The sequence below is a fragment of the Pectobacterium aroidearum genome (assembly GCF_041228105.1).
GTDB lineage: Bacteria > Pseudomonadota > Gammaproteobacteria > Enterobacterales > Enterobacteriaceae > Pectobacterium > Pectobacterium aroidearum.
Genome location: NZ_CP166097.1, coordinates 2,579,854 through 2,606,159 on the forward strand (window position 1 = coordinate 2,579,854; position 26,306 = coordinate 2,606,159).

The 26,306-nt window shown below is 49.3% G+C and carries 23 protein-coding genes and 1 pseudogene; 15 read left to right on the forward strand and 9 right to left on the reverse strand.

Going from position 1 to position 26,306, the window contains the following annotated elements:
* Nucleotides 1-141: 141 nt before the first annotated feature.
* The 10 genes from AB8809_RS11815 (at nucleotide 142) to AB8809_RS11860 (ending at nucleotide 11,475) form a co-directional block, all read left to right on the forward strand.
* Nucleotides 142-342 (forward strand): AlpA family transcriptional regulator, encoded by a 201-nt coding sequence (locus AB8809_RS11815; protein WP_181846788.1) that lies wholly within the window; start codon nucleotides 142-144, stop codon nucleotides 340-342.
* A 145-nt stretch (nucleotides 343-487) separates the two neighbouring features.
* The gene (locus tag AB8809_RS11820) at nucleotides 488-1,591 is read left to right on the forward strand and encodes a hypothetical protein (RefSeq protein WP_349855905.1); all 1,104 of its coding nucleotides are present in this window, start codon (nucleotides 488-490) and stop codon (nucleotides 1,589-1,591) included.
* Between the two features lie 379 nt (nucleotides 1,592-1,970).
* Nucleotides 1,971-3,401: a hypothetical protein gene (locus AB8809_RS11825; protein WP_349855906.1), complete on the forward strand. Its 1,431-nt coding sequence runs from the start codon at nucleotides 1,971-1,973 to the stop codon at nucleotides 3,399-3,401.
* A 226-nt stretch (nucleotides 3,402-3,627) separates the two neighbouring features.
* Nucleotides 3,628-3,798: a hypothetical protein gene (locus AB8809_RS11830; RefSeq protein ID WP_349855907.1), complete on the forward strand. Its 171-nt coding sequence runs from the start codon at nucleotides 3,628-3,630 to the stop codon at nucleotides 3,796-3,798.
* Nucleotides 3,799-4,572: 774 nt separating this feature from the next.
* Entirely contained in the window at nucleotides 4,573-5,061 is a 489-nt protein-coding gene (locus AB8809_RS11835; protein WP_349855908.1) for a hypothetical protein, read from the forward strand.
* A complete protein-coding gene (locus AB8809_RS11840) occupies nucleotides 5,058-5,639 on the forward strand; it encodes a hypothetical protein (protein ID WP_349855909.1) in 582 nt (193 codons plus the stop codon). Before AB8809_RS11835 ends, AB8809_RS11840 begins: the two co-directional genes overlap by 4 nt.
* A 1-nt stretch (nucleotide 5,640) precedes the next feature.
* Nucleotides 5,641-9,030: a UvrD-helicase domain-containing protein gene (locus tag AB8809_RS11845; protein WP_349855910.1), complete on the forward strand. Its 3,390-nt coding sequence runs from the start codon at nucleotides 5,641-5,643 to the stop codon at nucleotides 9,028-9,030.
* Nucleotides 9,031-9,114: 84 nt separating this feature from the next.
* Entirely contained in the window at nucleotides 9,115-9,870 is a 756-nt protein-coding gene (locus AB8809_RS11850) for a multiubiquitin domain-containing protein (RefSeq protein WP_349855911.1), read from the forward strand.
* Nucleotides 9,845-11,020, forward strand: coding sequence for a ThiF family adenylyltransferase (locus tag AB8809_RS11855; RefSeq protein ID WP_349855912.1), 1,176 nt, complete (start codon nucleotides 9,845-9,847; stop codon nucleotides 11,018-11,020). Before AB8809_RS11850 ends, AB8809_RS11855 begins: the two co-directional genes overlap by 26 nt.
* Before the next feature lie 77 nt (nucleotides 11,021-11,097).
* Nucleotides 11,098-11,475 (forward strand): DUF6527 family protein, encoded by a 378-nt coding sequence (locus tag AB8809_RS11860; protein ID WP_349855953.1) that lies wholly within the window; start codon nucleotides 11,098-11,100, stop codon nucleotides 11,473-11,475.
* 418 nt (nucleotides 11,476-11,893) lie between these two features.
* Here AB8809_RS11860 and AB8809_RS11865 read toward each other — a convergent pair whose 3' ends face one another.
* The 6 genes and pseudogenes from AB8809_RS11865 to pth form a co-directional block, all read right to left on the reverse strand.
* Complete coding sequence (locus tag AB8809_RS11865; RefSeq protein WP_349855913.1) at nucleotides 11,894-13,108, reverse strand: IS91 family transposase; 1,215 nt, start codon at nucleotides 13,106-13,108, stop codon at nucleotides 11,894-11,896.
* Between the two features lie 107 nt (nucleotides 13,109-13,215).
* Nucleotides 13,216-14,847 carry a hypothetical protein gene (locus AB8809_RS11870; protein ID WP_349855914.1) on the reverse strand — a complete coding sequence of 544 codons (1,632 nt, stop codon included), beginning with the start codon at nucleotides 14,845-14,847 and terminating at the stop codon, nucleotides 13,216-13,218.
* A gap of 399 nt (nucleotides 14,848-15,246) precedes the next feature.
* A pseudogene (locus AB8809_RS11875) lies at nucleotides 15,247-15,822 on the reverse strand (Fic/DOC family protein); the annotation flags it as partial.
* Between the two features lie 74 nt (nucleotides 15,823-15,896).
* On the reverse strand, nucleotides 15,897-17,078 hold the full coding sequence (locus AB8809_RS11880) for an integrase arm-type DNA-binding domain-containing protein (protein WP_349855915.1): 1,182 nt from the start codon (nucleotides 17,076-17,078) through the stop codon (nucleotides 15,897-15,899).
* A 214-nt stretch (nucleotides 17,079-17,292) separates the two neighbouring features.
* Entirely contained in the window at nucleotides 17,293-18,384 is a 1,092-nt protein-coding gene (gene ychF, locus AB8809_RS11885) for a redox-regulated ATPase YchF (RefSeq protein WP_015840351.1), read from the reverse strand.
* Between the two features lie 129 nt (nucleotides 18,385-18,513).
* The gene (gene pth, locus AB8809_RS11890) at nucleotides 18,514-19,101 is read right to left on the reverse strand and encodes an aminoacyl-tRNA hydrolase (RefSeq protein ID WP_015840350.1); all 588 of its coding nucleotides are present in this window, start codon (nucleotides 19,099-19,101) and stop codon (nucleotides 18,514-18,516) included.
* A gap of 314 nt (nucleotides 19,102-19,415) precedes the next feature.
* Between pth and ychH the strand changes: the two genes are divergently transcribed.
* Nucleotides 19,416-19,685, forward strand: a complete 270-nt coding sequence (gene ychH / locus AB8809_RS11895; protein WP_205946528.1) for a stress-induced protein YchH — start codon at nucleotides 19,416-19,418, stop codon at nucleotides 19,683-19,685.
* 179 nt (nucleotides 19,686-19,864) lie between these two features.
* Here ychH and prs read toward each other — a convergent pair whose 3' ends face one another.
* From prs to lolB, 3 genes are all read right to left on the reverse strand, one after another.
* Nucleotides 19,865-20,812 carry a ribose-phosphate diphosphokinase gene (gene prs / locus AB8809_RS11900; protein ID WP_010274915.1) on the reverse strand — a complete coding sequence of 316 codons (948 nt, stop codon included), beginning with the start codon at nucleotides 20,810-20,812 and terminating at the stop codon, nucleotides 19,865-19,867.
* Between the two features lie 136 nt (nucleotides 20,813-20,948).
* On the reverse strand, nucleotides 20,949-21,821 hold the full coding sequence (ispE, locus tag AB8809_RS11905; RefSeq protein WP_182100250.1) for a 4-(cytidine 5'-diphospho)-2-C-methyl-D-erythritol kinase: 873 nt from the start codon (nucleotides 21,819-21,821) through the stop codon (nucleotides 20,949-20,951).
* Nucleotides 21,822-21,824: 3 nt separating this feature from the next.
* The gene (lolB, locus tag AB8809_RS11910; RefSeq protein WP_349855916.1) at nucleotides 21,825-22,448 is read right to left on the reverse strand and encodes a lipoprotein insertase outer membrane protein LolB; all 624 of its coding nucleotides are present in this window, start codon (nucleotides 22,446-22,448) and stop codon (nucleotides 21,825-21,827) included.
* A 232-nt stretch (nucleotides 22,449-22,680) separates the two neighbouring features.
* Here lolB and hemA point away from each other — a divergent pair, with 232 nt between their 5' ends.
* The 4 genes from hemA to AB8809_RS11930 are packed head-to-tail and all read left to right on the forward strand — an operon-like array spanning nucleotide 22,681 to nucleotide 26,305.
* Nucleotides 22,681-23,937, forward strand: a complete 1,257-nt coding sequence (hemA, locus tag AB8809_RS11915) for a glutamyl-tRNA reductase (RefSeq protein ID WP_015840346.1) — start codon at nucleotides 22,681-22,683, stop codon at nucleotides 23,935-23,937.
* Nucleotides 23,938-23,970: 33 nt separating this feature from the next.
* Nucleotides 23,971-25,053 carry a peptide chain release factor 1 gene (gene prfA / locus AB8809_RS11920; protein WP_015840345.1) on the forward strand — a complete coding sequence of 361 codons (1,083 nt, stop codon included), beginning with the start codon at nucleotides 23,971-23,973 and terminating at the stop codon, nucleotides 25,051-25,053.
* On the forward strand, nucleotides 25,053-25,898 hold the full coding sequence (gene prmC, locus AB8809_RS11925) for a peptide chain release factor N(5)-glutamine methyltransferase (RefSeq protein WP_256553343.1): 846 nt from the start codon (nucleotides 25,053-25,055) through the stop codon (nucleotides 25,896-25,898). Before prfA ends, prmC begins: the two co-directional genes overlap by 1 nt.
* A 5-nt stretch (nucleotides 25,899-25,903) precedes the next feature.
* On the forward strand, nucleotides 25,904-26,305 hold the full coding sequence (locus tag AB8809_RS11930) for a SirB2 family protein (protein ID WP_181844951.1): 402 nt from the start codon (nucleotides 25,904-25,906) through the stop codon (nucleotides 26,303-26,305).
* Nucleotide 26,306 lies beyond the last annotated feature (1 nt).

Consider the following 26,306-nt stretch of genomic DNA (forward strand, 5'->3'; position numbering starts at 1 on the left):
GATTGTTATGACCGTCATACCATCAGAGAAATACCAATTTTAGGTCGAATGTGCCGCTAAAACGCCGGAAGTGAATAAGAAAACGAAAGTTGTAAAGGCGCTACGTGCACGCTTCGCACGTAACCAAAGACACTTATCGATATGAAAAACGTACAACTTATTCCCCTAAAAATGGTTTTGGAAATCTATCCGGTATCACGAGCAACACTGTATCGCCAGATCAAAGCAGGGTTCTTTCCTGAACCCGTGCAGATTGGTGCCCGTCGTGTCGCTTGGCGCATGGATGAGATCCAGGAACGCATCGATAACCTGCAAAAAGTAGCGCTATCTGATCGCCACTAACTTGCATCTGTAAGCCTCATATAGCCCCTGGGTAAAGAAGCTATATGAGGCTACGTATTCACAGAGCAATAGTGGTGATAATCCCCTTATCCGTGGGTAACTGCTATTGCCTATCAGCCGGTCATTGAAATACCGGGAGTTGGCAATGAAAAAAATATTTAATCGTGAACGTGTGGACAACCTGACTCATTCAGTTTCTCTGGGGCATAGCTGTATCGGTCATTCCTGCTTAGCTCGTTTGGATAAACTGGCACTGGTCATTGACCTGCACAGCCGTCGACAAAATAAAAAGTTGGTTGAATGCTTATTCGGGCTCCAGTCCAGTAGTAAATACACGGTTAAGTGCCGTCCTGCTGGTCGTGAGGAGTGTGGTGGACTGTATCGCTCCGTTGTAGAGATCCGCCTTGCGAATAAAGTGGCCAATCATCCGTTGATGTTGGTAATTCACTTTGCTCCGACGGGCAAGGATCGCGGTGTTGTTCGCATGGAGCTCAGTCCTCAGCACTGCGCAGCCACTGAGATTACAGACCTATTCATTTGGTTGGGACGTGAAGGACGGTTGGGAGAATATCTCTACAAAGGATTACGAGGCGCATGGGTCACGACCATTCATTATGCGCTGGATGTCATTGGGTTGAAGCTGCATGACTACCTAATCAGCCTTTCGAAGGTACATGATGGCAAATTCAATGATCTGCATGGAGAGCAGGAGGGTCTGCGGCTGGGTTCAACAACTCTGGTTCTCTCCGCCTACGAGAAAGCAAACGCGCCTACGCTGAGTGACAAGAAACGGTATGCAACTGCGCAGATAGTGTTGAAAAAACACCAATTTGAAGATTTTCTACGTATGGAGCTGCGTTTATCTCCGGGTAAACAGGAACTAATGCTGAGAAGCCTGTCACAGTTGGATAATCTTGTATCCCGATTAGCGTTCTATGACAGGAAACTGCTACAGGATTGCAGGCTGGACCCTGACTTTGTGCAACGTCTGAAACATATGCCGGTTCCAAAGGCCCGAGCAACGTTCTTGCCAGCCGATACATTGAACGGGAAGGCTGTTAGTCCAAGCAAAAAGGCGGCAAAGAAACGCGTGGATAAAGTCATGAAAGAGTATCGTGTGGAGTTGATCGACGCGAATGCTGTTTGGGCTTACCTGCCGCAGGTATTGAAAAAGCTCGGTATTCTGGCTCAGCCAAAGTACTGGGAGCGCGACCATCGCCGGAAATGGCTTGAATCACGCAGGAAATAAAAAAACAGAGTCTCATGGCAGGGAAGCCATGTTAATTCATTGCCCTGTTTGTTGCTCAGGTATCAGGGAATAAGCTTTTCACACATAACACAGAATTGTTATTCCTACTTGCTGACCGCTATTCTACCAAAAGAGTAAGTTACTAACGGCCGTGAAGTTGTTTGACGGTCTAACGTTGTATTTACCAGTATATAGTGTGTGTATGACTTACCATATTAATAGTGATATGCGAAAGAGCGAAATAGAGCGGGGAGGAGCGGAGCGTTAGTAAAATGAGTATTGAGTAGCATGAGACAAAAAATTAGCCGTCGTAATTGAAGTTGTAAAAAAACACTAGTGCTTTCTGTGTTATGCAACGGTCAAACTACGAGGCGGTATTATGGGCTACATCATTAAGCGTGGTATTCTAGTTACACAGCAAACCTACGACAGATTCATTGAAGATGTATATACCATTCCCTTTCAGGGACAAGATAAAAGGCAATCGCCATCATTCTATTTGGATATACAAAGAATCCTTCAACACTTGATTTGCAATAACTTCCTTTATGCGAAAGAAACGCCTGCGGATACCCCATGGACGCAATACTCGCCAATACCCAGTGTATTAGGGAAAAAGAAACTGCCTTTTGTATTTGAGCAATCAAGAAATCTGTGTTGTAACAGAGCGCTTGAGTTACTTAAAGATGCGGGGATTATTGATATTAATCCGCACTCATTCGAAAAACATAAGTGCCGTACGTTTTCTTTATCTAAAGCCCATCTCAAACGCTGGTTTAATGTGTCTCCGCGTGAGTATAAACAGCGAGACGATCGTTATATTTACCTGTCTACAGGAAAACGCCAGCGAGACACTAAACTCATGTCAGAAGAGCAACTGATACAACAGGCGCTGTCTCACTGTAAAAAGCCCAGGCATGCTACCCGGCATGCATCGCGCGAAACTCACGACTATATGCGCCAGGTTTATGCCAATATGGGCGGTTTGCGTATTAATCTGGATAAGCTACAAGCGTATCAGCCAAAGAACGAAAGGGAAGTGCTGCAAAAGACTCATTTCCTGCATCATCTTGTCGATCGCGGATGTCGAATGGTTTCCAGCGTTCCGCTGGTCGTCGAGTATTTTCCTGAGTATAAGCTAGCAAACCGGGGGACACGTTCCTTCGAGAAGAATGGGGGTTTTCAGGCGCTAAAATCCGTCATCAAATGGGCTGTGTTTGAGGGGTATAACTACGATATCAAAAGTAGTCAGCTAACCATTATCCGGCATGAACTTGAGCGATATGGTATCAGTTGCAAACGCCTGACGAAGATCACCAAAAAGAAAATCATGAGCCGATTCAATGTTGATGATAAAACCGCCAAACTGTTTATCTATACGCTAATCTACTCGCTTGGCGAGTTTCGCAAGCATCAGGACAGCAATGCATTCAAAGCATTGTGTGAGATTTATGGATATGATCAAGCGGTTGTTAAGGCCGATGAATGGGTTGCATTTGTCCGGCCAGTGAGAAGGGCGCTTAAGCGGTTAGTGAACCGTTATTTGAACGAGCATGTTAACTGCCCTGGCCGTGGTTGGGCCATACGTAATGCCGTTCGCCAGACTTATATGGTGAAACCTGAGAAGATCACTGCGGCCGTGCGTCGGCGCATCTTGTCCCACATGATTCAGGGCGTTGAAAGCAAAGCCGTCTATGAGGCAATTTTGGCTAATCCCGGCGTTTGTGGTTCGATTGAGCATGATGGGATGGTGAGCAGTAAACCGATAAAATGGAAGCATCCTTATCTTGAATTGACTAAGAAGCACTAAAGACTCTTTCGTGAATAGGGCGGCTGGGCACGGGGAGGCAACCAGCCGCCTATAATGCTGTGTATTCAGCAGAGTGTTTCGTACTGGATGTCTTGCTAAAAGGGCTGGCACTATAAGCCATTAGTAGGGTATCTACTCGTTTGATTATGTGAAGTTGCGCGGAAAACTTGGTATAATGTTTACAGGGTGGTTTTGAGCCTAAAAATTCAGACTTTCAGGAGCCATGATGAGCAACGACAAAAAAACGCGAGTTTCTTATGCTAAGCCTTCCCGCGCTGATATTGCCCGTTCAGTCGCTACCTCAACAGCGGTAGAGACAGGTCAGTCCTCGACCAAAATTGAAGCCTCACTTGAGGCAATTCGTAAGAAGTTTGCTCATCTTCGTCTTGCGGTTTGATAAATCTATTGATTTAGACGTGGGCCATAAATTGTGGTTACTCTGCATTTGAGTAGGGTTGGCAGTCGGCTCAGTGCCTAGGCTGTATGAAATCTTTTTTGTCACGGATACTGCCACAAATAAAATAGTGCTGATAACCGCGCCCATGCGTAAAATCCGGTGCCTAACCAGTCGATCAATTTCAGATTTTACATATTACACATGCATTTCAGTTCTTGGTCAGGTTTTTCACATAGCCAGTGCCAAAGCAGACATCGTTGTCAATAGTGTGGAGATGATCTTGTGACCAAAGCCACATAAAAATGTGATGTCTCGATTCATCAAAAACCTAAACCAGATGCAGTGGTAGCTTTTCGGCACTTTTTTGCGTACGCACATTGATGGCGCTAATGTACTCATAGCATTGAAAATGGTTGAGCTCAGCTGTGCTAATGCAAGTACAAGGCACCTACTCTATGCTCGAATAATCTGATGGAGGTTGCATTGATCGTTCCTCTTCAAAAAAAAACCGAGGCTGGAAAGCCGTACACACGCATACCTATAAATGAATCCAGATTATCGGAACTTAGTATTCTTACTGACAGAGATCTGGTAGCTCTGTGTAAGCAGAGTAGGACACATTCTCAATACATACCCAGCGAATGTCTTCTTTATTTCGTTCGACGAAGCGTATCAACTAACCCATCTCTTTTTGAACAGCTCTTCAGGGTTCTGTCGGAACGAGTGCTTAGGACGCTTCCTAGAGCCGAAAGTCTAGGCAGAAATACTATATCAATGACGAATAGCGACATTCGAGAGGGGGTGTTTGACCGCTTCGTTGAGATGCTTATGCTTGACAAAGCAGGCTACGAGGAGCGGTTGGACATGTTCGAAATACGTTTTGATCTGGCTTTGTTGAGTTTAAAAAACGACGCTCTAAAGAGGTCTTATCGATCCGAGAACAGAAATACTGATTTGGGGTTTGACGATGATTCGGCAGACATTGCACCAGAGGTTGAGGCTGCGTTAGAAGGTTATGATCCTTTTGAAAAAACAGCATTCGATAATTATCGTTACCGTTGTAATCTAGATGCGGCGATTGAGTCTCTACCCGAACTGCAGCAGAGAATCATTGAGATGACCCGGTTAGATATTCCAATAGACTCGACGGACCCGAATGAGATAACCATTTCTAAGGCACTCGATAAGGCTGAAAAGACTATTCGTAATCATAAAAAGAAGGCACTCTCACATCTTCGTATATTACTTCAAGGGGGAATATGATGACGGGACTTTCACCTCAGGCATCCCTGGAAGAGGTACTGGAGTCATTTTCGATAGAGCATGACGTGGGTAAAGCCACTCTGCAAAAGTACCTTCTGGCCTATCCAGCATTTTCCTCTGATATTATTGATCTATCTCGCGAAATGTCCAGAACATTAACCGAGGATGAAACCCCGCTCTCAGAGTCTGATCGACGTTTAATCAACTCGGCCGTCACACGCATTCAAATTGCACCGGGAAAAACGATTGCAGATCCATTCGCTGATCTGTCGGTTCAAAAAATGCGCGATATCTCAAAAGATCTGAACCTGCCTCGACAGGTGATCATGGCATTTAAGGAGCGAAACGTAGTTGCCGAATCCGTTCCCCAGCGACTTCTGATTAGGTTTGCTGAATTGCTGCAGACCAGCGTGCAGCAACTCTTTGCCTCACTTGAACAGCCAGCCATGGCGGTCTCAGGAAGTTATAAGTCCGACTTTAAACCGGGTGATGTAGAGAAGATTACTTTCGAACAACTCCTCCGAGATGCTGATTTGTCTGAGGAAGAAATCACGATCTTAATGGACGGGGACATCTAACGTGCAAGCAGTGGAATTGGCCCGTAAGGCCGCTGCTGCCCTACATGACCAGGCTGTTGCTGCTGGACATGACCCGTGGACCTCCTACGAATTTGCTGTTGCTGAGGCAAAGAGGCGGGGCTTTGACGTAGAGAGCACAAATAAAGGCTCACCTAGTCTGAGAGGCGCGCGAGCACGTTTTTTCCCAAATGAGAAGTTCATTCTCCACGAAAAATGCACAACCCTTTTTGAACAAGCGTTCCTAGTTGCCCATGAAATTGGTCACGCTGAACTTGGCGACGGCATTGAAGAGGATGACCAAGGCTATATTATAGACCCAACAAGAACCTCAGAAGCTTCTCCGATGGGAGTTGAGCGGGTTGTAGACTATAGTCGCAGGCAGCGTCGAGAGGTCCAAATGGATCTATTTGCTCGTGAGTTTCTGCTTCCCCGGCATGTAGTAAAAGCGCTTTATCTGGATGGGATGAGTGCGTTAAGTATTGCAGAGAAGCTTGGTGCTCCATTCGATGTGGTTGCTCAACAGATCTTTGATGCATTGTTACTACCCCCACCTTTACCTGAAGATATAGAGCCCGCGATTGAATACCCATTGAACGCAGAGCAGGATAAAGCCGCCGCCCATCGAGGCCCGGCCTTTCTGCTTGAGGCCGGGCCTGGTACGGGCAAGACTCAGACTCTAGTGGGACGGGTAAAAGGATTGCTTTCCGATGGCGTAGATCCACGAAAAATTCTTTTGCTGACGTTCTCTAACAAAGCTGCGGGAGAAATGGCTGAAAGGATCGCTCGCGTTGACACGCAAGCTGCAGCTGCAATGTGGATTGGCACTTTCCACTCATTCGGCCTCGATCTGATTCGTCGATTTCACGACGAACTGAATTTGCCGCTCGACCCTCGACTGCTGGACCGGACGGAAGCAGTAGAACTGCTGGAACATGAGTTTCCTGTATTAGATCTGGTTCATTATCGCAATCTTTACGATCCAACCCGGATGATTGCTGACATCCTCACCGGCATCTCTCGTGCCAAGGACGAGGTAGTCGATGCAAATACCTACCTCGCGTTGGCACAGGCCATGCGCGATAGAGCTGTTGGTATTGAAGATATAGCAACGGCAGAAAAAGCCATTGAAGTCGCCAAAGTATACGCCACTTACGAAACCATCAAAAAGCAGGCTCGATGCATTGACTTTGGGGACTTGGTTTCATTGCCAGTGACGCTTCTTGAAGAAAATGAAGCCATTCGATCTCACATCCAATCCACTTATGAGCACGTTCTAGTCGATGAATATCAGGATGTGAACCATAGTAGCGTACGACTGCTAAAAGCCCTTTGTGGCGATGGCGAAAACTTGTGGGTGGTTGGAGACGCTAAGCAGTCAATCTATCGCTTCAGAGGCGCTTCGTCGTTCAACATGACTCGTTTTGGGAATGAGGATTTCCCCGGCGGGTTGCGATATCGTTTAAAAACGAACTACCGGTCCGTACCCGAAATAGTGTCGGCATTTTCAAATTTTGCGCTGAATATGGCTGTAGGGGATGCTGACAGTGGTTTAAACGCAGAACGGACAAGTGATGCCCAGAAACCTGAGCTGCGTTGCGTAGATCAAGGATTTCTTCAAGCGCCCTCTATTGCGGACGCGATAAAGGAGATGCAGAACTCCGGTTACAAATACAGTGATCAGGCAATCCTGTGCACAGGCAATGAGAAGCTTTCAGAAATCGGGCAACAACTCGAGCTCTTAGGCATCCCTGTACTTTACTTGGGTAGTGTATTTGAGCGCCCCGAGATTAAGGATTGGCTGACACTGCTCTCCCTCTTAGTAGATCGTCGTGCAATGGGCTTGGTGCGAATAGCTTGCCTGCCTGAGTTTACGATGTCACTGGATGATGTTGGCAGTATCCTTACACATCTGCGTGAAGATGAAACCGGAAGTGATTGGAAAACCAAAATCGATGACTTTCAGATCTCAGACAATGGGCGCACAGCCTTAAATCAGCTTGTTAAAACACTTAGCGGTTTTAGTGCAAATGACTCCCCCTGGAGCGTGCTGGCAACTGTACTTTTAGACAGGACACGAATCACGGCCCGTATGGCAACATCAACAGACTGCAGTGTCCGCTCCCAATGTATCGCAACTTGGCAGTTGCTCAATTTTTTACGAGCACAACCCCTTAGCGGGGAAGGGGTATTTATCACTCGCACATTAGATCGCATCCGCCGTTTGGTTCGGCTAGGGGATGATCGCGATCTTCGGCAGCTTCCGACGGCAGCACAAAGCATTGATGCAGTGCGTCTCATGACCATTCATGGGGCAAAGGGACTCGAATTCCCCGTGATTCACTTACCCGGCATGAACGCAGATACTTTACCAGGTAATCCGCAGAAGCAGGTTTGCCCACCACCCAATGGCATGATTGCAGGGGGTGGGTCCAACGCCAAGGAGCAATTTAATCTGGAGTATAAGGCGGAGAGAGAATGCTTATTCTACGTTGCCTTGTCCAGAGCTGAAGATCGGCTATTTCTCTATGCTACTACGCGGAATGCTGCTGGCAGCACCCGAAAGTTATCTGACTTTTTAAACCGTATAGGGTCCAGCTTAGTTCAAAATAACGTAAAGCCTCTACATGCGGTAATCGAAAAGCCCGAGTCATTACCTGTGGATTGGGTTATCAGCGGAGACCTAGTTCTAAGTGGTGCTCAGATTTCCCTGTATGAGTCCTGCCCTCGCCGTTTCTTCTATACGCACATTCTCCAAATTGGAGGACGGCGTACTCCAACGCCATTCCTAAAGATGCACGATGCTGTTCGCAATGTATTCCAGGAGTTGGCCAACACTGTGCCCGTACAAATAACGGACATAGAAGATAGGGTCACGCAGGCATTTGCTGTCGAAGGCCTAGCTGAACACGGTTACGCTCCTGAATTTAAGTCACTAGCTATTGGTATGGTTAGTTATTTCGCTTCGATTAGGGAAGGCCACAACTCTGAAGCAACTTGTGCCTTTACAATGAAGCTTGGGGAAACGTCTATCACCGTACAGCCTGACGATGTATTGGTTCATCCAGATGGACGCAAAACATTTCGCCGGGTTAGAACAGGACATAAAAGAGATAAAGAAGAATCTGACTTAGGCGCGGCGGCCTTTGTACTCGCAGCACGACAGGCTTTTCCAGATGCAATAGTGGAGTTAGTACACCTTTCTGACCAAACTGTGACCCCAATCGTCCTGTCCGCTAAGCAGTTGGATAATAGGCATAAAAAAATCCTTAACACCCTTGACTCAATAGTTAAAGGAGCCTTTCCAGCAGAGCCATCATCTCGAGTATGTCCCTCCTGTCCGGCATTTTTCGTCTGCGGATTGACTCCTTCAGGCGTGCTAAAAAAAATCTAAAAAAAATTTACCGGTTTGATTGACCTGCATCGATTGAGTAGTAGAGCCAGACATCGTCTGGCCAAACTCAAAAGGTGATGCAAAATGAATACTGAAAATATAAACGATATTGACGATGTAGGAGAGGCAATTCGCGAAGGCCGCGATCTGCGTTCGGCACGCGCATTCCGAATCCTCTTCGCACAGGAAAACCTGGATTTTCGCGCAATCGAAGTCAATGATCCTGTACCACTGGGTCGTCAGATCCTGATTGCTGCTGGCCTACGTGCAAATGATGATTATAGCCTGTTTGCTATTCTTGAAACGGGGGATTTCGAAGACTTGCGCCTTGATGAACCCTTCGATTTACGCGGTCGAGGCGCAGAGCGCTTTGTAGCCTTCCAGACCGATCGCGATTTCAAACTGACTATCAATGAGAGCCAAGTATCATGGGGTAAGCCCGCAATTTCAGGTTCCGCGTTATACGACCTGGCGAAACCCAGTGACGGAGATGCCGTTTTCATGGTTATTCGTGGTGGAAACGATCGTCAGATTGAACTGAACGAAGCCGTAGATCTTACCGCCCCGGGGGTTGAGCACTTCATCACTGCACCAAAGCGCAAACCGAAAATTGACATCGTAGTCAATGGTCGCGAAGTCCAGGTATGTGATAGTCACCAAACATTCGATCAGTTAGTCGCTATCGCTTACCCGGGGGAAGCTCCAACACCTGAGATCGTGTACTCAATTACGTATCGCGGGGTGAGCTCAAAACCACACAGTGGTGAATTGGCTACTGGTGCCTTTGTTGAAGTAAAGAATGGGAGCGTGATCAATGTCAGCCGCACCATTCAGTCTTAATAGTGATCTTAAGCGCTTGCGCGAGGAAGGGTACTACGTACAAATCGTAGGGGGTTTCTTGGTTATGCGTGAAGTGCCGTACGTTAACGCACAGTTGGAGGTTAAGACTGGCACGCTCATATCGAGCCTTTGCATGTCTGGAAACGTTACGCAAAAGCCCGAGCCGCACACGATTCACTTCGATGGAGATTTTCCGTGCACAGCCCAAGGTGCACCCATCCAGGCTATTGCTAATCAGAGCTTAGCGGTGAATCTGGGACATGGGCTGAGTGCTCAGCACATGTTCTCCAGCAAACCTGGGCCAGAGGGTTACCGCGATTACCACCAGAAGATGACTACGTATGCGACAATCATTTCTGGCCACGCGGCTACCCTCAAACCTGGCGTTACTCCGCGAGTATTTAAAAATCCCGACGATGAAGAGGGCTGCGTATTCAACTATCTGGAAACTGCATCGGACCGAGTAGGCATTGGTGCGTTGACCGCACGGCTTGAAGGTCAGCGCATCGCTATCCTCGGTGTTGGTGGCACCGGTTCCTATGTTCTGGACCAGGTGGCGAAAACACCAGTGAGCGAGATACGTCTAATTGACGGTGATGATTTTCTTCAACATAACGCTTTCCGCGCCCCAGGAGCACCTTCAATCGACATTCTCCGCGAGGTACCTAAGAAAGTAGATTACTTGGCAGGCATCTACGGTAAGATGCACCGTCATATCGTGCCTCATGCAGTGCAAATCGACGCTGGTAATCTCAACCTTCTGGACGGAATCACCTTCGCCTTCCTTTGCATGGACTCTGGTGAGTCGAAGCGCTTGGTGGTACAGAAGCTAGAAGATATGGGAGTGTCCTTTGTGGATGTGGGAATGGGCCTCGAACTAGTAAACGGTTCGCTTGGTGGCATCCTTCGTGTGACGGTTAGTACCCCAAACAAGCGTGATCACATTCGTAAGCGAGTGTCTTTCGAAGGGGGGGGCGCAGAAAATATTTATGCATCAAATATCCAAGTCGCTGAATTAAATATGATGAATGCGGCACTTGCCGTAATTAAATGGAAGAAACTCCTTGGTTTTTATCGTGACCTTGAAAATGAGCACCACTGTTCCTATACGACTGACGGAAATATGCTGCTGAATGGTGATTCGCTATGATACGTCATAACCAGCTTACTCCTCGCTTCGTAAAGGGGATTCCGCGTGAACTTGAACCTGGTATTTTGTATGTTTCAATGGAGTACGGCACCGTGGTCCATAGTTGTTGTTGCGGCTGTGGCCTTGAAGTAGTGACACCACTGACTCCAACAGACTGGAAACTAACCTTTGACGGCGAGACAATTTCGCTTTGGCCATCGGTCGGCAATTGGAATTTGCCCTGTCGATCTCACTATGTTATTCAAGGTAACAGGGTGATAGCCGCTGGGCCTTGGGACAAAGCTAAGATCGAGGCGGAGAAGCGTCGCGACAAGGCAGCTAAGGCGCGTTACTACTCACAAACTGAACCGACCACAGATCCTGGAGAGTTGAAGACAGATTCTACTAAGGAGTCTGCGGGGACGAAGGGCAAGCCGACCACCATTTGGGCCAAGTTACGGCGGTGGTTGGGTTAGGCTTTAAAAGCCTTTCATGTTGCTGCAACTGTATACTGAGTAAGGATCAATCACTGAGTTCTTTATGCGATAATAATCACTACGTTCAATTGCATTAACCGGCAACAACAAAAATCAGGCTTTATCACTTAAAAATTTGGGGCGGGTAATCACGCCCCCCTAAATAAAAAATCGACAAATAAAACTTTGAGAGAATACCAGCCAAGTATGGGGAACTGGGCTTTAATCATACCTTAACGCCAATCCAACCCAGTGTTTCATCGGTCCATGGTTAGGAGACTGGAAAAGCGTTTTAAAAATATCCTGACCATGAACATAGTATTCTGGAGAGCAGTGATAGCGGGCGATAATGCCACTTATGGCGATAAAATGCGGTTTTCGGTGACTTTTTGACCTGACACCCATTTTTCAGGCGCACTTATCCTGCAGCCTGTGCCAGAAGCCATCGTTTCCGGTCGATGCCGTGCAGCCTTTCTGCCACTAATTCGGTCGCATGCCTACCAGCCTCTGCGCCGCTGAAGCGCAGCCGGTTACCGCACAGAATGCATTTGTAGGGATCTGTGCGCAGAAATTCCTTCATCAGCGCGGCGAAGCCCGGCTGCTCTGGTTTTTCCCGCGCTTCCATCTGCAGGGCGTCATACACCTTCGGCAGCAGCTCGCCCCGTTTCCGGTTGGACAAAAAGCCGTAGTAGCGCACCATTTTAAAATGCTTCGCCGGCACGTGGCTGATGTAGCGCCTGAGCATCTCTTCCTGGGTCAGCGTCTGTTTCCGGTGCTGCTGCGTGCGGTGATCGTAATAGTGGTGCACCACGGCGCCGCCGCTGTAGTGTCTCAGCTTCGCCGCCGATACCGGTGGCCGCTTCAGATACCGCCCGAGATATTTGACGCTCCGCCAGGCACCCCGGGTCTTTTTCGCGAAGTGGACCTTCCAGTAGCGCCCGTACTGCGCATCCAGATAGCGGCGCCACTGTTTTTCATCCCGGAGGTGACCATAGCCGGGCAGGCTGGCGGGGTTGATCTGGTCATAACTTTCCCGCAGCAGGCGGATGACGGCACCGCGCCAGATCTCCTCCACGGCATGCTTTTTAAAGAAGAGGTCTCGCCAGACGCCGTGTTTTACATCAAGTCCGCCGCGTGTGACGGAGACATGAATGTGCGGATGCTGGTTGAGCTGGCGGCCGTAGGTATGCAGGGCGCAGAAGATGCCGACTTCCACGCCCTGCTTACGTGCCCAGCGGAGCATGGCCCGGGTGGCGGCCTGAAAAAGCTGGTTGAGCAGGGGCCAGTGGTTGTTAAAAAACGGCCATAGCAGATGGGGCATGGTAAAGGTAATGTGCTGCCAGTCGCAGTCGGGGAGGATGTGGCTCTGCTGCGACACCCACTGCTCCGTGGCTTTGAAGCCGCAGGAGCTGCAGGCCTTTGACTTGCAGCTCTGGCAGAAAAAGCGGGAGTGGGTGCAGTCTGCCGATGCGCAGCAGTAGCGGCGAACGCCCATGGCGGCGGTGCCGCAGGCGAGCATGCGCTCTACGCAGAGTCGGGTCCAGGGCGTTATGCTGTCGCCATTCGAACCGAGATACCTGTTCCAGCCGTCATCGACGGTGAAGAGCAGTTTGGCAGGGCGGGGAATATACATGCCGCAGAGTATAAAGTCGGGCTCGGGACATGCAAACCCCCGGAACCGCGAAGCGGTGACGCTCGTCCAGCAGTGGCACCAGACGAAGCCTTAATGCAACAGAACCCTTATGGCCTGTAGCTGTCAAAAAATTCTTCTTGTTTTTCGACTATAAACTTTGCAACAGCAGCGTCAAGTAAGCTTGAGTCGTCATAAGATCTGTAAATTCTCAATAACGTTGTTTTTATGGATACTTTCTCTTTATCTTTGAACCTTTGATCGTAAGCGTAAAGTAAAAGATCATATATATTATAATCGTGCGACTGAGTCAAAATTGCTAAAAGCAACTCAAAGGTATGAATGCCAAGAGAATAAAAGCTTCTACTACTATCTACACTATTAAAAATCATTCTAGGCGTTATGTAAGACAGCGGGATTTCATTCATTGTTATGATGGCAAACATATAGGCATTGCCTTGTGTTATTTTAGGATGACGCTTTTGCTTTACTATCTTGCCTATAGATTTATAAACTTGCTCCCACGGTGTAAATAATAGTTTATCTAAACTTTTCTCTATAGCTTCAGTTTGATTATCACCAGTAAGTATTACATCTAAATATCTTGCCGATTTCACCTCAAGGGCAAGAAGCGTTTTATTCTTAGGACACAGGATCATTGCATCCGGTGATTTTGATTTAGATTTACCATACGAAAACTCAGGAATGTATTCATACCGACCATCCCCTTTTATAGCGCAGGCATCTCTACATAATCCCTGAACGTAATGTTCAAAATCAGCCCCGAAGTCCTTCATGAACCCTTCGTTTTTCCCTGAGTGAAGATGAACCTTATGAAAGAGATTATCGAAAACCAGTTCTTCAACAAGGCGCCCTTCAACGGGTAAATATTCTGTTGGCGAAAGCCTCAGAAAAGGTTTATTTCTGAAAAGACTATAGTCATTCAGGTTATTGAGAGTGGAGACAGAAAATTCAGCCCCTTCCCGAAGGTCGAAGGATACCGACTCCATGATGGATGTCAGTAAACTAAGCTCAACGCCCGTGTCATGACTGAACTGGTGCAGATCTATAACCCACTCTGAAAATTCCAGTACCCTGAAGTCTTCGGAGTTACGCATCATCCGGATCCGAAGAACTATAGCGAAAATTACATTAACGTAAGCTTCTACAGAAAAACCGGTGTCTCTTTCATACGCACTGACATAACTGGCGATATTCTTCCCACTGCAAAATATCTTATGCGCCCGATACAATTTAAACTTGAAATCATCTCTGGCGGTTTGAATGGCATTCTTTACAAAGTAAGTTCCAGTATCCTCATGAACGTCGTAATCATTTATATGCGTTAATAACTGATGCAGGACATTTAATGAATCGCTGGCACTCATGCTATTTCCAGCCCACCTGTCAGGATTTTCACTGGAGAGAATCAGCTTCCAGCATTCAAGCGCCTGAATCCTGCCATATATAAAACCATTGCTGAAATCACCTCTCTTCCCCGATAAATTCCCTAAGAAAAAGCGCCTGAACTTTTTTTCCTCATTGCTCAAAAATGACAATATTGAAAGCTGTGAAAGAGTTTCTTTACTGACCTTATTCTTGAGTATTTCATCTGCAGAACCGGGCTTACCGTAATATTCTTTATGCGATAAAAGAATATTCTTATTCGCAAACTCATCAGCACTGTCGTTTTTGCACTCGTTACTTTCTGACATAAAAACTCCATTTTTACCTGCATTCATTGATAAACCCTGTGGCCTGCTTTATCTGTTAAACCCACCGAGATGATTAATAACACTGTTTCCAGCCTCCCGCCGAAACTTTTTGGGTATGGAGCGGGCCAGCCACTTCTTAATCCCGTCCGCCGAATGCGTCAGCGCGCCGTCGGCCGGCGACTGTCATCGGACTCCTGCAGAACGTAGCGCCCCTACCGCAGGCGAGCATGTGCTCGACACAGAGGCGGGTCCAGGGAGTGACGTTGTCGCGGAACCTGACGAGGAACAGGTTCCAGGCGTCATCGACGGTGAAGAGCAACTTTGTGGGACGCGGAATATACATGCCGCAGAGTATAAAACGGAGCTCAGGGCATGAACACCATCGGAACGGCAGAGCCGTGACGCTCGCCCTGCAAGGGCGCTACGTTCATAATCCATTGCCATACCAGCATGGATAGCAGCAATATACTCCGTCTTATTCTGCTCCCAGCTTTGGTAATCTAAGGGCTTGTATCCCCCCTGAACCGCCATCACATCGGCTAAAAGTCGTGATAAGCGACCGTTCCCCTCTCTGAAGGGATGAATGAGGATCAGCTCTACGTGGATTATGGCAATCGCTTCGATGAGCTGTTCTCTGCTCATGCTGGCACAGGGCGTATAACGGGCCAGATATTGGGTGTCAAATTCGTGCAGTAATTTTGGCAATTGTGCCGACGGGGCGAACATAAAGCCGCCTTTGCTGATATTTACCGTCCTTTCATGTCCCGCCCATTCGTAGATGTTGCCTAACCAACGGCGATGCCAGCCTTTCAACGTATTGACGGTAATCTGCTCCAGAGGAAACTGCTCTTCAAAAACAGAATGATAAAGTTGTTCCAGAAGTACCAGTTCAGCGCCGTTAATCTCATCAGGATCGGAGATGCCCAATTTATTGGCTAAAACCTGTTCACTAGAGTCTTTCTCATATTGGCCTTCACTACTGGAAACATGGTATCGGCTCATGTAAAAACCCTGAATTGGTGGGATAGGAGGAATAGAAAAATTATAACGCCGAGTCAGTACCCGCGCTTCTGAAATTATACCTCGACAGTGGCCTGAACCCATCTATCAAGCTTATCTGCCCAATCCTGCATCATCACTTTGCGTTCATCAAGATAAGTCGCGTGGTTATACGTGCGGCGAACATTATTGGTATCAGCATGGGCAAGCTGAGCCTCGATAGCATCAGGCCGATAGCCCATCTCGTTTAAACGTGTGCTGCCGGTGGTTCGGGTGGCATGCGGGCTATACGTTCCGCTCCAGCCGAGGCTTTTCAGTAGCTGGCGTAGCGAGTGCGATGTCATCGGACCACGCGGGTTATCTCGGCCCGGAAAAAGGTGCTGTCGATGCCCGGTTAATCCCTGTAGCGTTCTGAGCATGCTGATGGCTTGTGAGGGAAGGGGAATGACGTGTTCTCTGCGGGCTTTCATTCGCGTTGCCGGAATGGTCCACAGCGCATTATCGAGATCGAACTCTGCCCATTCCGCTTCGGTAGCTTCGGCAGGGCGCGCCAGCGTCCACCACATGAGCCACATGCAATAGTTAACCTGGTATGAGCCACGACTGTTGTCAAAACAGCTTAATAGTTTCCCGATTTGCTGTGGGATCAAGGCCTGTTTGTGCTGCGTTTTATTTGCCGGAATCGCCTTACGCACCGGCCATACAGGATCGCTGTCTGCTCTGAGCGTCGCCACCGCCAGCTCAAAAACCGATGAAATAGTGCGGCGGGCTTCAGCGGCAACGGTCGGAGCGCCGCGCTTAGCCGTTTCCTGAAGAATTTTAAGAATGTGGTGCGGGGTGATTTCCCTGATAGGAAGTTTGCCGATGGCGGGGAAAACCACACGCTCCAGCATATCGAGGCGGCGCGTTTTGGTGATGTCGGCCCAGTCTTTCATCTGCAACCACTCTTTGGCGATAAGCTCAAAGGTGTTGGAGGCATCGTTGACCTTGCGGATTTTATCTAGTTGCTTAGCCTGTGCCGGGTTGACTCCCTCTGCAACTTGCTTACGTGCTTGCTCGCATTTCTCCCGCGCCTCGGCAAGTTTTACTGCTGGATACTCGCCCAACGCAAACATGCTGGATTTGCCGTTGAGTTTAAACCGATAGCGCCATGCCTTTTTGCCGTTGGGTTTCACTTCGAGGTAGAGACCGTTGAAGTCATTGAGTCGATAGAGTTTTTCTTTCGGCTTAGCAGTGCGGCATTGCGTATCAGTGAGCATAGCGAGTCCTTGTCTATTTCTTATACCGCTATTGTACTCACCTAAAATGAAGATGGAAACTGATTGTACTCATGCCTGTACTCATTTTTGACTGCGCTGCCATGAGATAACATGAGACGCTATGAAAGAAAAAATCCACGCAACTGCGTGGATTTCAAAGGGTTTATTGGTCTTTATGCGATGCAGTGATATCGCATGAGACAACAAATTTTATTTAGACGTTGAACAGGAAGTTCATGACGTCGCCATCTTTTACGATGTAGTCCTTGCCTTCTGAACGCATTTTTCCGGCTTCTTTCGCGCCTTGCTCACCTTTGTAGGTAATGAAATCTTCATAGGCGATAGTTTGCGCGCGGATGAAGCCTTTCTCGAAGTCGGTGTGAATCTTACCAGCGGCCTGCGGGGCGGTAGCGCCGACAGGGATGGTCCATGCACGAACCTCTTTCACGCCCGCGGTGAAGTAGGTTTGCAGGTTCAGCAGTTCATAGCCCGCACGGATAACACGGTTCAGTCCCGGTTCTTCTAGGCCTAACTCAGCCATAAACTCTTCGCGGTCAGCGTCATCCAGTTCCGCGATATCTGATTCAACGGCGGCACAGACGGCCACGACGACAGAACCTTCAGCGGCAGCGATTTCGCGCACTTTATCGAGGTACGGGTTATTTTCGAAACCGTCTTCGTTGACGTTGGCGATGTACATGGTTGGTTTCAGCGTCAGGAAGCTCAGGTATTTGATCGCTGCTTTATCTTCATCGCTTAAATCCAGCGAACGCAGCATACCGGCGTTCTCCAACTGCGGTAAACATTTCTCCAGCGCGGCCAGTTCAGCTTTAGCATCTTTATCGCCGCCTTTGGCTCTTTTCTGCACGCGATGAATGGCGCGTTCACAGGTATCGAGGTCAGACAACGCCAGCTCAGTGTTGATCACGTCGATGTCATCCGCTGGGTCAACTTTGTTGTTTACGTGGATGATATTGTCATTTTCGAAGCAGCGCACAACGTGGCCAATAGCTTCCGTTTCACGGATGTTGGTCAGGAACTGGTTACCCAAACCTTCACCTTTAGACGCGCCTTTTACCAGACCGGCGATATCAACAAATTCCATGGTGGTAGGGAGGATACGCTGTGGCTTAACAATTTCGGCCAGTTTGTCCAGACGTGGATCGGGCATCGGCACGACGCCAGTATTTGGCTCGATGGTACAAAACGGGAAGTTGGCCGCTTCGATGCCGGCTTTGGTCAACGCATTGAACAGAGTGGATTTACCGACGTTAGGCAGCCCAACGATACCGCATTTGAATCCCATGTTTATATCACCTTAAATAACTTATTAATCAGGCAATTGCTATATTTTGCCTGTCAGAATGGAAACATTTCGGCCGATTATACACGGAATGGCGATTTATCTCGATCTCCCATCCGCATTCTGACCAGTTTATGCCGGTTTGAAGGCATGCAAGCGGTTCATCGCTTTGATCATGTCTTCTTTCATCAGAATTTCTGTGCAGCGTACTGCTTCGTCAATAGCATCGTCGATCAACGTCTGCTCGCTTGTCGGTGGTTTTCCCAACACAAAGCCAGTAACTTTGCTTTTATCACCCGGATGGCCGATACCAATGCGTAAACGATGAAAGTTCGGGTTATTACCCAATTTACTAATGATGTCTTTCAGCCCGTTGTGACCGCCGTGTCCGCCACCCAGTTTAAGTTTGGCAATCCCCGGTAATAAATCCAGTTCATCGTGTGCAACCAGAATTTCATCGGGCTGGATGCGATAGAAGGTCGCCATTGCCGCGACGGCCTTACCACTCAGGTTCATGAACGTGGTGGGAACCAGCAGGCGTACATCTTGCCCAGCCAGATTCAGGCGGGATGTGTAACCAAAAAATTTGCTTTCTTCTTTCAGCGGTTGACGGTACGCGTCCGCCAGACGATCAACAAACCAGGCGCCCGCATTATGGCGGGTGGCGGCATATTCAGCGCCGGGATTCGCCAGGCCGACAATTAATTTAATACTGCTCACGGTATATTCCAGATTACGTGCTTAAACTTACGCAGGGTAGCGTGATAAACGAAAGCGCTAGTTTACACACCGTGTGGTGGATAGCAAAATCTCGGTGTTGGAATGTAAATACAATGTTATTTGTTTAGCGATGTGACTATTCCGAGTTTCGTCTATTTATTTGTTTAAACGTAAAAAAATATTAATCATTCCTTTTATCTGTGATCCCTCCCGCAATCATCCAAGCATACTATTGTCTATAATTACATCAATAATAAGAAAGTCAGCGGTAATGGCACTCCGATTCATCCACAGAATTAATCTGGAGGTGGCAGATGAAACGTAAAAACGTGACAGTATTGGGTAACATGTTGATGGGGCTCGGTATGATTCTGATGATTGGCGGTATTGGTTTTTCCATCGCCAGCCAGTTCCCTAAACTGAATGTCCCTGAATATATGACTTATATTGATCTGGTCGGTATTTTTTCTGGTGCAATATTTTGGTTAGTGGGAGCACGTATTAGCGGGCGTGAGGAAGTCGCAGATCGTTATTGGTGGGTTAAACACTTTGATAAGCGTTGCCGCCGCCAACGTCACCCATAACCGTTAAGGCGCCATCGGCGCTAATGAAAATTGAACATGAGAGCCGCTGTAGCTTTGCTATGGCGGTTTTTTGTTTTTTATAGTGATAGCGTTTTTTACAGTGATAAAAATAAGAAAGCCACCTTGTTACAGGTGGCTCCCTCATTATCGTTTGCGAGCGGTTACCCGATCAGCAACGATTAATGCTCAAACATCGCAGAAATAGATTCTTCGTTGCTGATACGACGAATCGCTTCGGCCAACATACCGGACAGCGTCAACGTACGAACATTCGGCAGTGAACGAATGTTTTCCGCCAGCGGAATGGTATCGCAGACAATCACTTCATCAATTACAGAGTTCTTGATGTTCTCGTAAGCATTGCCTGAGAAGATCGGGTGTGTGGCATAAGCGAATACACGTTTAGCCCCACGTTCCTTCAGCGCTTCAGCTGCTTTGCACAGCGTACCGCCAGTGTCGATCATATCGTCAACCAGCACACAGTCACGGCCAGCGACGTCACCGATGATGTGCATCACCTGAGAAACGTTGGCGCGCGGACGGCGCTTGTCGATGATTGCCATGTCGGTATCGTTCAGCAGTTTAGCGATTGCGCGGGCACGCACAACGCCACCGATATCAGGAGAAACCACGATTGGGTTTTCCAGATTCTGTTGCAGCATATCTTCCAGCAGGATCGGGCTACCGAATACGTTATCTACTGGTACATCGAAGAAACCTTGAATCTGCTCAGCGTGCAAATCGACGGTCAGAACACGGTCAACACCGACGCTGGACAGGAAGTCAGCAACGACTTTCGCGGTGATTGGCACACGTGCGGAACGCACACGGCGGTCCTGACGGGCATAGCCGAAGTAGGGGATAACGGCGGTAATACGTCCCGCGGAAGCGCGACGCAGAGCATCGACCATCACAACCAGTTCCATCAGGTTGTCATTGGTGGGTGCACAGGTGGACTGGATGATGAAAATATCACCACCGCGTACATTTTCATTGATTTGCACGCTGACTTCGCCATCGCTAAAACGACCGACAGCGGCGTCGCCAAGGCTAGTGTACAAACGGTTGGCAATACGTTGTGCTAGTTCCGGGATGGCGTTACCAGCAAAAAGCTTCATATCAGGCACGAGAAGAACCTCAGGCTTGCGTCCAGAGAAATATTGCGCCTGCCAGGCAGGGAGAGCAACAGGCACAATATGCATACGGGTGTATGAATTAAGTTTGCTACAGACTGGCCGCATGGCAGCCGGTGTGTGGCAAAACCTAAAGTTGCCCGGAAAGCGTACGTTGTAGCGGAGAGACGTTAACGCCTCGCGCGACGAAACCGTTTAGCCATTCCGGGGCCTGGTCAAGCACCTGACGGGCTGCGAACTCGGTGTCAAACTCTGCAAACACACAAGCTCCCGTTCCAGTCAGGCGCGCCGGGGCATATTCTAGCAGCCATGAAAGTAGCTGTTCAACCTCACGAAAACGTTTTCTTGCGATAGCTTCACAATCATTGACGAAGGTCTGGTTTAATAAAGTTTCTAAATCACGAACTGGCGAATTACGCGTCAACTCCGGATCGCCGAAAATCAACGGGGTGGCGATACTCACGCCAGGGTGAGCCACCAGATACCATTTCTCTGGCGGATTCGCGGGTGTTAACCGCTCACCAATGCCTTCGGCAAAGGCTGCATGCCCACGAACAAAGACGGGAACATCTGCACCTAATTGCAATCCCAGATCGGCCAACGTATCAACGCTCAGCCCACTTTGCCACAAATGGTTAAGGGCAACCAAAACGGTAGCTGCATTGGATGAACCACCGCCCAGCCCGCCGCCCATGGGCAGACATTTATCGATACGGATATCTGCACCGAACTGGGCAGGGTGAATATTATGACGTTTACAGTGCTGCTGTAATAAGCGTGCGGCGCGGACGATCAGGTTTTGCTCGTTCTCTACACCGTCCACGGGGGTAAGCAGGTTAATCTGGTCGTCATCACGTGGCTGAATCGTCAGGGTGTCACCGTAATCCAGAAATTGGAATAGCGTTTGCAACAGGTGATACCCGTCCTGTCTCTGACCAGTAATATAAAGAAACAAATTCAGTTTGGCGGGTGCTGGCCATGTCTCGATAACCGTCGGTTGCATCGCTTATTTAACCATCCAGTTATTCATTTTCAGCTTAATACGCTGTTCGCCCTGAACCAGCTCCAGACTGGTTGGGAGCGGCGGCGTCAGCTCGGTGTTGTAGCTTTGATAGCTGACATTCCAGTTTTGGTTACCCTGACGGTAGGTGACGGTTTTCAGCAGATAGCGTTCATCCAGCGTGAATTCGGTGGCGTCGCCTGGGATACCGAGGATCCACTGACGCAGATTGTTCAGTGGGATCGCCATGCCGGTGAGCTGCTGAATCATGTATTCAGCATCTTTCCCCACGTAGCGTTTGCCTTGGTTATCGGTGATCTGTACGCCGTCAGGCTGGGCGCGCAGTTCTAATTCGGTGCTGCCGAGCGGGTTGGTCAGCAGCAGTCGATAACGCTGCGGCGGTGTGTCCTGCCAGAAAAAATTGGCTGATACTCTTTTGCTATCGGAGATATAGGCAAAAGCGCCGCGAGTTTGATATTGGCTGAGTTGCTGTACTTTTTGCTGATGCTGTTGCCACTCTGGCGAGGTGGGGCTTTTACCCGTTTGGGTGGGTTGATGAACGCTACAGGCGACTAGCAATACGCTGGCTAAAGGCAGTAAACGCAGGCATCGGACGGTTTGGGTTGGCATGTCGGTCGTATCCTGTAAATGAACGGAGTTCGTGAAATACGTCACGCTAACGGGCTTACCGCTCAGCGTCAATCATTGTTATTCGTTAATGGCGTTTATTGTTTTTTGTCAAAAAGTGACTACCTCAGACGAGGTGTATCGCGTGCTGTCGCTTTTCTTGCACCCCTGCATCAAGTAGAATGCGATTCAAACGAAATCCATACTAAGACCGGTATTACTCAGAAACAGCCTAATGACCCTGCTTGCGCTTGGTATTAATCACAAAACCGCACCGGTTTCTCTGCGTGAACGCGTTGTGTTCTCACCAGATAAACTCGGAGTGGCCCTCGACAGTCTGCTACAGCAACCGCTGGTGCAGGGCGGCGTTGTGCTGTCTACCTGCAATCGTACGGAACTCTATCTTAGCGTTGACGAACAGGAAAACCAGCGTGAACAGTTGATTCGCTGGTTGTGTGAATATCATCAATTGCGCCCGGAAGACGTCAACGGCAGTCTTTACTGGCATCAGGATAATGCCGCTGTTAGTCATCTGATGCGCGTGGCGAGCGGTCTGGATTCTCTGGTATTAGGCGAACCGCAGATTTTGGGGCAGGTGAAGAAAGCGTTTGCCGAATCACAGCGTGGTCATTCCCTGTCCAGCGAGTTGGAACGGTTGTTCCAAAAGTCTTTTACCGTGGCCAAACGCGTTCGTACGGAAACGGATATCGGTGCCAGCGCGGTGTCGGTGGCATTTGCTGCCTGTACGCTGGCACGGCAGATTTTTGAGTCACTGGCGGATGTCACGGTGCTGCTGGTCGGTGCCGGAGAAACCATTGAACTGGTCGCTCGCTATCTTCGTGAACACAACGTACAGAAAATGGTGATCGCAAACCGTACCCGTGAACGTGCGCAGGCGCTGGCAACGGAAGTGGGCGCAGAAGTCATCACGCTGGCAGAGTTGGATGAACAGCTCGTTCAGGCTGATATTGTGATCAGTTCAACGGCCAGCACGCTGCCGATTATCGGAAAAGGGATGATGGAACGGACGCTGAAGGCGAGACGGAATCAGCCAATGCTGATGGTGGATATTGCGGTTCCGCGTGATATTGAGCCGGAAGTCGGCAAATTGCCGAACGTTTATCTCTACAGCGTGGACGATCTGCACGCGATTATTCAGCATAACCTCGCGCAGCGCAAAGCGGCGGCGGTGCAGGCCGAATCCATCGTGCAGCAGGAAAGTTCCGACTTCATGGCGTGGCTGCGTGCGCAGTCCGCGGTGGAGACCATTCGCGATTATCGCGCTCAGGCCGATGAGCTGCGTGCGGAAATGACGGCCAAGGCGCTGGCTGCCATTCAACAAGGCAATGACGTTGAAGCGGTGATTCAGGAACTGACGCACCGTTTAACCAACCGTCTGATTCACGCGCCGACCAAATCCCTTCAGCAAGCCGCTCGTGACGGCGACCAAAATCGGTTACAAATTTTACGTGACAGCCTTGGGCTGGACTAGCATTCATCTCTATTACAGGATTTAACCGCCCGCATGAAGCCTTCTATTGTTGCTAAACTGGAAGCGTTACAAGAACGCCATGAAGAAGTCCAGGCGTTACTCGGTGAGCCCAGCGTCATCGCTGATATGGACCGTTTTCGCGCGTTGTCGCGAGAATATGCTCAGCTCACTGATATTACTCGCTGTTTCCAGCAATGGCAGCAGGCGCAAGAGGATCAGCAAACCGCAGAAATGATGCTGGACGATCCTGAAATGCGCGATATGGCGCAGGAAGAATTGAAAGAGGGTAAAGCGACGATTGAAGCGTTGGAGCAACAGCTTCAGGTGCTGCTGTTGCCGAAAGATCCCGACGATGAGCGCGGCTGTTTTCTGGAAGTGCGTGCAGGAACGGGCGGCGACGAAGCCGCGATTTTTGCCGGCGACCTGTTCCGTATGTACAGTCGTTATGCCGAGTCTCGCCGCTGGCGTGTTGAGGTGATGAGCGCCAGCGATGGCGAACATGGCGGTTATAAAGAAGTTATCGCTAAAATCTCCGGCGACGGCGTGTACGGCCAGCTTAAATTTGAATCCGGCGGCCATCGCGTGCAGCGCGTTCCTGCCACAGAATCTCAAGGACGTATTCATACCTCAGCCTGTACGGTCGCCGTGATGGCGGAAGTGCCGGAAGCGGAACTGCCGGACATCAACCCTGCGGATTTGCGTATCGATACCTTCCGTTCTTCTGGCGCGGGCGGTCAGCACGTTAACACCACCGATTCGGCCATTCGTATTACTCACTTGCCAACGGGTATTGTCGTGGAATGCCAGGACGAACGTTCACAGCACAAGAACAAAGCCAAAGCGCTGTCGGTGTTGGGCGCGCGTATTCGTGCCGCAGAAGTGCAGAAACGTCAGCAGGAAGAAGCCTCAACCCGCCGTAACCTGCTCGGTAGTGGCGATCGTTCTGACCGCATCCGCACCTATAACTTCCCACAGGGAAGGGTGACCGATCACCGAATTAACCTGACGTTATACCGCCTGGACGAAGTCATGGAAGGAAAATTGGATACGTTGATTCAGCCAGTAGTGCAGGAATACCAGGCCGATCAGCTTGCCGCGCTGTCCGAGCAGGAATAATGACCTATCAGGATTGGTTAATCTCTGCGACGGCACGGCTTGCGGCGGGAGAAAGTCCGAAGCGAGATGCGGAAATTTTGCTGGGCTTTGTGACCGGAAAGCGCCGTACGTTCCTGCTGGCATTTGGTGAAACAGCGCTAAGCGCGGCTGAACAGCAGCGGTTAGCTGAACTGTTGGCTCGCCGCGAACAGGGCGAACCGATTGCCTATTTGATCGGCGAGCGTGAGTTCTGGTCACTGCCGCTGTCTGTGTCGCCCGCGACGCTGATTCCCCGTCCCGATACCGAGTGCCTGGTTGAACAGGCACTGCTGCGCTTGCCTCAAATGCCGTGTGCCGTGTTGGATTTGGGTACCGGAACCGGAGCAATCGCGCTGGCGCTGGCCAGTGAGCGACGCGATTGCCGGGTGACGGGCGTTGATGTTCAACCGGATGCCGTCGCGTTAGCAACAAAAAACGCCCAGCAATTGGGCCTCGATAACGCCCATTTCTTATCCGGAAGCTGGTATTCACCGCTTGATCAAACACGCTTTGCGCTCATCGCCAGTAATCCACCCTATATCGATGCGGATGATGTGCATCTGTCGCAGGGCGATGTTCGTTTTGAACCGGCCAGCGCACTGATTGCTGCCGACAACGGATTGGCGGATTTACGCACCATTATTGAATCTGCCCCGCATTATTTAGCGGCCGGTGGTTGGCTGCTATTGGAACATGGCTGGCAACAGGCTGATGCTGTGCGCCAGCTTTTACAAGCACGCGGATTCACACAAATAGAAACTTGTCAGGACTATGGTGGTAATGACCGCGTGTCGTTAGGACGCTGGTTGGATGCCCCAACTCATTAGGAGCAATGGACGTGATAACTCTTTACCCAGCCACGATATATCTGCATCTGGCAACGGTTGGCATCAGTATTTCTCTGTTTATTATTCGTTTTTTCTGGCTGTGCCGGCAATCAACGCTGCTGCAACAGCGTTGGGTGAAAATCCTGCCGCACATTAACGATACCTTGTTATTAATCAGCGGTATTGGTTTAATCACGCTTAGCCATACTTATCCGTTTACTCCCGAGCAAAGCTGGCTGACGGAAAAACTGTTTGGCGTTATTATTTATATCCTTCTTGGCGCGATCGCCTTGGGGAAACGCCCCCGTAGTCAGAAAGTTCGCTGGCTGGCGTTTGTATCTGCTTTAATGTGCTTTGGTGTGGTCGTGCTGTTGGCACTGACTCAGTCACCGTTGCTGATGGAATAAT